10 protein-coding genes are annotated in these 7598 nt (G+C 63.8%); 4 read left to right on the forward strand and 6 right to left on the reverse strand.

Annotated elements, in window-relative coordinates:
* Nucleotides 1–147: 147 nt before the first annotated feature.
* Nucleotides 148–330 carry a hypothetical protein gene (locus I5M_RS15785; RefSeq protein ID WP_022722278.1) on the forward strand — a complete coding sequence of 61 codons (183 nt, stop codon included), beginning with the start codon at nt 148–150 and terminating at the stop codon, nt 328–330.
* A 93-nt stretch (nt 331–423) separates the two neighbouring features.
* The gene (locus I5M_RS15790) at nt 424–1215 is read left to right on the forward strand and encodes a fumarylacetoacetate hydrolase family protein (protein WP_022722279.1); all 792 of its coding nucleotides are present in this window, start codon (nt 424–426) and stop codon (nt 1213–1215) included.
* 211 nt (nt 1216–1426) lie between these two features.
* On the opposite strand, the gene I5M_RS15795 is transcribed toward I5M_RS15790, so the two are convergent.
* From I5M_RS15795 to I5M_RS15815, 5 genes are all read right to left on the reverse strand, one after another.
* Nucleotides 1427–1834, reverse strand: coding sequence for a PaaI family thioesterase (locus tag I5M_RS15795; protein WP_022722280.1), 408 nt, complete (start codon nt 1832–1834; stop codon nt 1427–1429).
* A 106-nt stretch (nt 1835–1940) separates the two neighbouring features.
* Complete coding sequence (locus I5M_RS15800; RefSeq protein ID WP_022722281.1) at nt 1941–2276, reverse strand: GNAT family N-acetyltransferase; 336 nt, start codon at nt 2274–2276, stop codon at nt 1941–1943.
* Nucleotides 2277–2567: 291 nt separating this feature from the next.
* Entirely contained in the window at nt 2568–3140 is a 573-nt protein-coding gene (locus I5M_RS15805) for a DUF3828 domain-containing protein (RefSeq protein ID WP_022722282.1), read from the reverse strand.
* Nucleotides 3140–3913 (reverse strand): ion transporter, encoded by a 774-nt coding sequence (locus I5M_RS15810; protein ID WP_022722283.1) that lies wholly within the window; start codon nt 3911–3913, stop codon nt 3140–3142. Before I5M_RS15810 ends, I5M_RS15805 begins: the two co-directional genes overlap by 1 nt.
* A gap of 240 nt (nt 3914–4153) precedes the next feature.
* The gene (locus I5M_RS15815; protein WP_022722284.1) at nt 4154–4528 is read right to left on the reverse strand and encodes a hypothetical protein; all 375 of its coding nucleotides are present in this window, start codon (nt 4526–4528) and stop codon (nt 4154–4156) included.
* Between the two features lie 282 nt (nt 4529–4810).
* Here I5M_RS15815 and I5M_RS33710 point away from each other — a divergent pair, with 282 nt between their 5' ends.
* Entirely contained in the window at nt 4811–5119 is a 309-nt protein-coding gene (locus tag I5M_RS33710; RefSeq protein WP_244432017.1) for a DUF433 domain-containing protein, read from the forward strand.
* Between the two features lie 185 nt (nt 5120–5304).
* Nucleotides 5305–6006: an HNH endonuclease gene (locus I5M_RS32315; RefSeq protein ID WP_199900042.1), complete on the forward strand. Its 702-nt coding sequence runs from the start codon at nt 5305–5307 to the stop codon at nt 6004–6006.
* Nucleotides 6007–6036: 30 nt separating this feature from the next.
* Here the strand turns inward: I5M_RS32315 and uvrA are convergent.
* Nucleotides 6037–7598, reverse strand: a 1562-nt coding sequence (gene uvrA, locus I5M_RS15820; protein ID WP_022722285.1) for an excinuclease ABC subunit UvrA, incomplete at its 5' end; no start/stop codon positions are given.

Here is a 7598-nt window from a genome sequence, read left to right on the forward strand (position 1 = left end):
ACCGGTTCCATCCATGCAGTGTCGTCATGGGGATAACCGCTGAACTATCTCTCGTGCCGACGTGACTCCTAAAAGGAGTGCTGCTCGCGACGCGACACATCATCCCGATGCGAGCGCCCGTCATGCCAGTCTCCTTCGGGGTGCGGAATGCGAACTTATCATCCAAATCCAGGCTCGAAGTTCTTCCTGGCGCTGGTGGGGTCAGAGAGCTGGGCCGAGGCCGGCATCGATTCGATCAAGTCGCTGGCCATCCTGAGCCTCGGTGCGATCGCGTTTTCGCTTCTTTTTGCGCTGACCTCCGGACTGGATCTGAGCCCCGGCCTGTTCTGAGTTGGCTTTCTGGCTGGCGACCGGCGGAAGAGGGTGATTGCTGGTCGGCGACGTGATACCAAGCCCTCCCAACAAGAAACTTCGGGAGGACTGATGACCACGCTCGACCGCCGCACCATGCTCGCCACCGGCGCCCTCGCATTCGCCGGCGCCGCTACCCGCTCGGCGCCGGCCGCCGCCGACACCGCGGCGAAGCCGATTTTCGCTATCGACACGATTACGATCCCGATCGCCGGCGAGCAGGGCGTGTTCCCGGTGCGGCGGATCTATTGCATCGGCCGCAACTACGCGGCGCACGCGATCGAGCGCGGCTCGGATCCCACTCGCGAGCCGCCGTTCTTCTTCCAGAAGCCGACCGATGCGATCCAGAACGTTGCGATCGGTAGCGTCGCCGATCATCCGTATCCGTCGCTGACCAAGAACTATCACCACGAAGTCGAACTCGTCGCCGCGCTGAAGTCCGGCGGCACCAACATTCCGGCCGACAAGGCGCTCGACCACGTCTATGGCTACGCGCTCGGCCTCGACATGACGCGGCGCGATCTGCAGAACGGCATGGCGGCGGAGAAGAAGCCGTGGGAGATCGGCAAGAGCTTCGACCATGCCGCGGTGATCGGGCCGATCCATCCCGCCAGCAAGACCGGCCATTTCGACAAGGGCGCGATCTCGCTCGCGGTCAACGGCACAATTCGGCAGAACTCCGACGTTTCCAAGATGATCTGGAGCGTCGCCGAGCAGATCGCCAAGCTGTCGGAAGCCTTCGAACTGAAAGCCGGCGACATCATCTATTCGGGCACGCCGGAGAATGTCGGGCCGGTGGTGAAAGGCGACGTGCTGCTCGCCAAGCTCGACGGCCTGCCGGATCTGTCGATCAAGATCGTGTAGCGCGCTTCATCGATCGAAATGGCGCTTCCTGCACCTGCTGAGTCGTCATCCTGAGGTGCGCGCGTAGCGCGCCTCGAAGGATGCGGCAAAGTACTCGCGGCACATCCTTCGAGGCCCTCCGCGCCGCGCAGAGCGCGGCACGGCGGGCACCTCAGGATGACGATTGTGCTTAGTTGGGAAGCAGAACTGCTCAAGGCCCAGCCGGCGCCGCTCAGGCCTCGAACACGCGAAACACGGCGCTGGCTGTCACCAGCAGCTTGTCGTCGGCGAGGGCTTCGCCGTCGACGAAGGCGAGGCTGCGGCTGACCTTGCGGATGGTGGTGCGGCCGGTGATCCAGGCGCCGGGTGCCACCGTGCCGACGAAGCGGCTGTCGAACGACACCGTGGCGCAGCGCCGCTGCGCTTCCAGCACGACGGCGAAGCCGAGAATCGTGTCGAGAAAAGCCAAAATGGCGCCGCCGTGCAGCACGCCGTTGGGATTGCCGTGGCGCGAGTCGCTGAGAAAGCCGAATTCGGCGCGGCCGTCGCTGTCCTGGCGCCAATAGAACGGCCCGTTGTGGCCGATATAGCCATCGCCGAGCGCGAACGGCTGAAAGCCTTCCGGTGGAGTGTCGGTCATCTGCAGCCCCCGGCGGCGCGTTGCTGCGCCGCACCGGGAACCGTTGCCACAGCCTCGCACGCCCGGCAATTGCCGGGGCGTCTAAGGGAGGCGGCGCAGGGGGCGATCAGGCTGCCAGGTCGGCGTATTCCGGGTGGGCGTCGAGATAGTCGGCGACGAAGCCGCAGCCGGCCGTCACCTTCAGCCCCTCGCGGCGGATCAGCTCGAGCGCGCCGCGCACCAGCTGCGAGGCGATGCCGCGGCCGCGTAGCGGCGGCGGGGTCTCGGTGTGGGTGATGACGACATGGTCGCCGCTGCGCCGATAGCTGGCGAACGCGACCTCACCGTGGGCGTCGAGCTCGAAGCGGTGCAGCGCCTTGTTGTCGCGCACCGACGGTGCGGCTTCGGGCGATGCCGCCTCGGCCGGCGTGTCTTTGCTGGAATGAGCCGTGATCTCGGTCATGGCGCGCCTCCTGGTTGTTGCTGTTGGGTCACCGTTGGACCGGACGCTGTGAAGGTGATGCCGGGCGGGATGAAGTCAAGAGCGATGCGGCAAAACGGTCGAGCAGGGTGCGCGTGTCATGCCGCGGCGGATTGCTGCCCCTGCGGAAGCTACGAGTGCCACGCAGGAACGTTCGCGTGTCGACGTGCCACGGCGGTGCCGGCGATGCAATGCGATGAATTACGGAGGCGCCGGCGCTAACGTCCGCCGACGTACGCGCGCGCGTTGTGCTTGCTGATCGTGTGCGCGGGCTCAGCCCTTCAGCGACGCATCCAGCATCTGCCGCACCGACCATGGCTTGCCGTCGACGCTGCCGCGAATGTCGTCGATCCGCCAATGCGCGCCGTCGCGGACGAAGTCGTAGCGGATGACATCGTCGGTCGTGACCTTGCGCGGCTGGGAGCCGGTCAGCGTCACCGCCAGCGTCGCCGAGCCGGAGTCCTGCTTCTCGATCTTGATATCGAACGATTTGATATCAGGATCCTGCGAATTGCTGACGACGTCGAAATCGATCGGCACGCCGTCGTCCTTGGTCTTGGCTTCGGCCTTGCTCCACAGCGCCGCCAGCGCCTTCGACAGATATTTGCCGCGCTCCTTGGCATTGTTGACGAAGCTGCCGCCGGCATTGTCCTTCGCCGCCGCCGTGTAGAGCTTGGTCAGCAAGGCCGTGGGATCGTTGGCGACGGGCTTGGCGGCGGTTGCGGCGGCGGGCTGCGCTTGCGCGAATGCGCTTGCAGCGGGCGAAGCGACGACGAGCAGGACGACGACAGCGGCGCGGCCGAGCCATGGCCGGTTTCGAACAGGAAAAATCAAGGTCTCGATCATCACCGCCCCTCGTCCGGAATATTCAGCACGGTGCCGCACGCCTTGCAATGCACCGCGTCGGCATCGTGGCGCTGCAGCCCGCACACCGGGCAGGGGAAGCGCACCTTGTTCGGGCTGATCAGCGCCCGCGCCAGATTGAAGAACAGCGTCACGCCGAAGATCATGATCACGACGCTGATCATCCGGCCGAGCGTGCCGGGCAAAGTGATGTCGCCGAACCCGGTCGTGGTCAGCGCGGTGACGGTGAAGTACAGCGCATCCGCGTAGTTGGCGATCTGCGGATTGCTGAATCTCTGGGTCTCGAACACGATCGCCGTCATCACGAAGATGAACACTGCCAGCCGCGCCACCGCGATCACCACCTCCTCGTTGCGGCGGAAGAAGGCGCTGTCGCTGCGCAGCCGGGTCAGCATCTGATAGTCCTGGAACGCGCGCAGCGTTCGCAGGATGCGCAGGAAGCCGGCGCCCTCGCCGGGCAGCGGCGCCAGGAACGAGCCGATCGCCACCAGGTCGGTCCAGGTCGCCAGCCGACCGAACTCCCGCATCGGCGCGCGGCTGGCATACAGCCGCGCCACGAAATCGATCAGGATCAGCACGCCGAATCCGGTGTCCAGCGCCTCGACGACCGGATCGGGCGGCAGAAACGACGTCCCGACGATGAACAGGATGGTGAGAACGTCGAACGCCAGCAGGCCATAGCGAAACGCCACCCCCTGCGGCGTCGCCCCGTCGTACAGCCGCCGAACGGCGAGTCGGACATCGTGCAGCGTCATGCCGGATTATTGGCCCGGGAGGGGCGGGAGAGGCAATGGGGGCGTGAGCAATCGATTGGCGCTGTGGCACTCGCCAGCGGAGCGCTCGCCGCCTGCTTGGGCCTGGTAGGGCGGATAAGCGCGAAGCGCGTCATCCGCCGCGATGCCTCTCCAGTTCGTGAAGCTCACGGCGGATGACGGCGCTGCGCGCCTGATCCGCCCTACGGCTCGGCGATGAACAGCGCCGGCCGTGACTCCGGCCTACTTGCCGCAATTCCAGATCGGCCCGATCGGCGTCTGGGTCCAGCACGGTCCGAAGCTGCCGCCGTTGTAGCGGCCGCGGTAGAAGCCGGCGTGGCCGAGATAGCGCCATTCGCCGCTCCACGGGCTATTCCAGCGATAATAGTCCGGCGTCGGATCGATGTACCAAGGCCGCCGCGGCCGCGCCAACGCCCACTGCGCCCGCGACAGCTTCTGCATCGACAACGGACGGGCATTGCTCGGCGGCTGCACGTAGCCGGGCAGGAAACCATACCCCTGCGCGCGCTTGGCGTGCTTCTTGTGCGAAGCAGCCGAGGCGGCGGCGGGGAGCAGGGCGAGGGCGACGATAAGGGTGAGGGAGGTGAGGCGGGACATTGGGGAAGTTTAGACGGGAGGGGGGCGCGAGGGCGATTCAAATCGGGGGCAGTCGAAACCTGGAACGCGCCGGTAAGGTGGCGTGGCGCGCGACCGACACATCCTGCAACAGTTTCAGGCGATGCGAGCACCATCGGCGTGCCTCACATCTCCGCGACCCGGTAGCTCGCATGGAGCGTAGCGGAATGCAGGGCTTCGGCGCATGCGTCCCGGATTGCGCTCCGCTATATCCAGGCTGCGGCTCGCTACAACCCATTGCAGAATTGATGGAGGAGACTAGACATGTCCGACCTTCTGCCGCGCATCAAAATTGATCCAGGCATTTTGCATGGCCGACCCTGCATCCGCGGCCTGAGGATCAGCGTCGCCGATGTGCTCGGTCGACTGTCCGTCAGTGCCTCACGCCAGGACAATCTTTCGCGTTTGCGGAGCGGCAGGCAAACCACCCCATCATCGCGGCGGAATAACCGCAATCCTGCATGTCGCTACGCTCAGGCGGGCTACGCTTGCTACTTGGCGATCGAACGATGCATTTTGAGGTGCAGGACAATTCAAGAGCTGGCATGGTTTAGGTCAAACCGAGCTCAATAAATGGCGGAGCGGTGGAAAGAATGAACGCCTCCGGAAACGGGTCAGCTGCACGAATCATTCCCAGCTTATTGCCGAATTCTCACCACCGGAACTCTGTCTTAGAGAGACTATGGCGCTCTTGGCTTATTGCATCGGCCCTTGCACCGGGGGCCTGCTCAGTGACTCTTTGGTCAAACGGATTCAGATTGAATGTCGGCCAAGTCGAAGCACTCACCCTGGTGGATGGTAAGATTCGTATGATGCTAGTAGGCAACGCCTTGGCCGAAGGATCGTCGCTTCTAAATATCGTTAGTTCAAGCTACAAATCGATACGGTCGCAACATTGTGCATTTGAAGGCAATGTTGAAGAGTTTCTTTCCATAGTTGAGTCTATCTCGGGAAAACACGAGAGTTATCTTATCGAGGCATCCACAACGAAATCTGGTAAGCCTCGCAAAGGGTCACCACACTCCGTTCATCATTCTTCTGATCTAATCGTGCTTTTGGAGAGGTTATACTCTCAAGAGCCGACGGAAAAACTCGGCGCTAGTGAGCATGAACTTCAACCTTCAGAAGCTCAGACCTTCCTTGAAGGGGCGCCAAGATCTACTTTCGTCAACATTTATGAACGAGATCCAAACGCACGTCGCAGATGCATTGCCCATTGGGGCCTCCGCTGTCGGGTTTGCCGCTTCGATTTTGAAGCGACGTATGGACGCCTAGGACACGGGTATATCCACGTACATCATCTAAAGCCGCTTAATGAGATCGGTGAGGAGTACGAGGTCGATCCTGTGAAAGATATGCGGCCTGTCTGCCTCAATTGCCATGCAATGCTGCACAAGAGCAACTCCCTATCGAGTATCGAGGAACTCCAGGCCCTAGTTCTCAAAAATAGAAGGGAGTGACCTTAGGCGGCATATCCGCCGGCATTGCGGCTACTCCGCCGCCTCGTCCGCCTTCCTCTTCCGCGTCGGCCCCTTCTTCTCCAGCACCGGCTTCAAGAACTTCCCCGTGTAGCTCCTTGGTGCCTTGACGATATCCTCCGGTGGGCCCCAGGCGACGATTTCGCCGCCGCCGTCGCCGCCTTCGGGGCCGAGGTCGATGACCCAGTCGGCGGTCTTGATGACTTCGAGATTGTGCTCGATCACCACCACGGTGTTGCCCTGCGCGACCAGCTCGTGCAGCACCTCGAGCAGCTTGGCGACGTCGTGGAAGTGCAGGCCGGTCGTCGGCTCGTCGAGGATGTAGAGCGTGCGGCCGGTGGCGCGTTTGCTCAGTTCCTTGGCGAGCTTGACGCGCTGGGCTTCGCCGCCGCTGAGCGTTGTCGCCTGCTGGCCGACATGGATGTAGTCGAGGCCGACGCGCTGCAGCGTCTTGAAGGTTTCGCGCACGCGCGGCACCGCCTTGAAGAACTCGGCGGCTTCCTCGACGGTCATGTCGAGCACGTCGGCGATCGACTTGCCCTTGAACAGCACCTCGAGCGTCTCGCGGTTGTAGCGCTTGCCCTTGCAGACGTCGCAGGTGACGTAGACGTCGGGCAGAAAGTGCATCTCGATCTTGATGACGCCGTCGCCCTGGCAGGCCTCGCAGCGGCCGCCCTTGACGTTGAACGAGAACCGGCCCGGCTCGTAGCCGCGCGCCTTGGCTTCGGGCAGGCCGGCGAACCACTCGCGGATCGGCGTAAACGCACCGGTGTAGGTCGCGGGATTACTCCGCGGCGTGCGGCCGATCGGCGACTGGTCGATGTCGATAATCTTGTCGATGTGCTCGAGGCCCTCGATGCGGTCGTGCGGGGCCGGCGGCTCGCTGGCATTGTTGAGCTTGCGGGCGATCGCCTTGTACAGCGTGTCGATCAAGAGCGTCGACTTGCCGCCGCCGGACACGCCGGTGACGCAGGTGAACAGGCCGAGCGGGATCTCGGCCGAGACGTTCTTGAGATTGTTGCCGCGGGCGTTGACGACCTTCAGGGTCCGGCGATGGTTCGGCGGCCGCCGCTCCGGCACAGGTACGTCGAGTTCGCCGGTCAGATACTTGCCGGTCAGCGACTTCGGATTGCGCATGATCTCGGCCGGCGTGCCCTGGGCGATGATATGCCCGCCGTGGACGCCGGCGCCGGGGCCGATGTCGAGCACGTAGTCGGCGAGCCGGATGGCGTCCTCGTCGTGCTCGACCACGATCACGGTGTTGCCGAGGTCGCGCAGCCGCTTCAACGTGTCGAGCAGCCGCGCGTTGTCGCGCTGGTGCAGGCCGATCGACGGCTCGTCGAGCACGTAGAGCACGCCGGTGAGGCCGGAGCCGATCTGCGAGGCGAGGCGAATGCGCTGGCTCTCGCCGCCCGACAGCGTGCCGGACGAGCGCGACAGAGTCAGATAGTTGAGGCCGACGTCGAGCAGGAACGACAGCCGGTCGCGGATCTCCTTGAGGATACGGACCGCGATTTCGTTCTGCTGCGTATTCAGCACATCCGGCACGTGGCGAACCATCGCCGGCGCCTGCC

It is taken from the genome of Rhodopseudomonas sp. B29 (assembly GCF_000333455.1).
Lineage (GTDB): Bacteria > Pseudomonadota > Alphaproteobacteria > Rhizobiales > Xanthobacteraceae > Rhodopseudomonas.

Excerpts from the sequence above, each read along its gene's own strand:
- I5M_RS15790 (WP_022722279.1), top strand. The coding sequence starts at position 424 with ATGACCACGCTCGACCGCCGCACCATGCTCGCCACCGGCGCCCTCGCA.
- I5M_RS15800 (WP_022722281.1), bottom strand. The coding sequence starts at position 2,276 with ATGACCGAGATCACGGCTCATTCCAGCAAAGACACGCCGGCCGAGGCG.
- I5M_RS15810 (WP_022722283.1), bottom strand. The coding sequence starts at position 3,913 with ATGACGCTGCACGATGTCCGACTCGCCGTTCGGCGGCTGTACGACGGG.
- I5M_RS15805 (WP_022722282.1), bottom strand. The coding sequence starts at position 3,140 with ATGATCGAGACCTTGATTTTTCCTGTTCGAAACCGGCCATGGCTCGGC.
- I5M_RS15795 (WP_022722280.1), bottom strand. The coding sequence starts at position 1,834 with ATGACCGACACTCCACCGGAAGGCTTTCAGCCGTTCGCGCTCGGCGAT.
- I5M_RS33710 (WP_244432017.1), top strand. The coding sequence starts at position 4,811 with ATGTCCGACCTTCTGCCGCGCATCAAAATTGATCCAGGCATTTTGCAT.
- I5M_RS15785 (WP_022722278.1), top strand. The coding sequence starts at position 148 with ATGCGAACTTATCATCCAAATCCAGGCTCGAAGTTCTTCCTGGCGCTG.
- I5M_RS15815 (WP_022722284.1), bottom strand. The coding sequence starts at position 4,528 with ATGTCCCGCCTCACCTCCCTCACCCTTATCGTCGCCCTCGCCCTGCTC.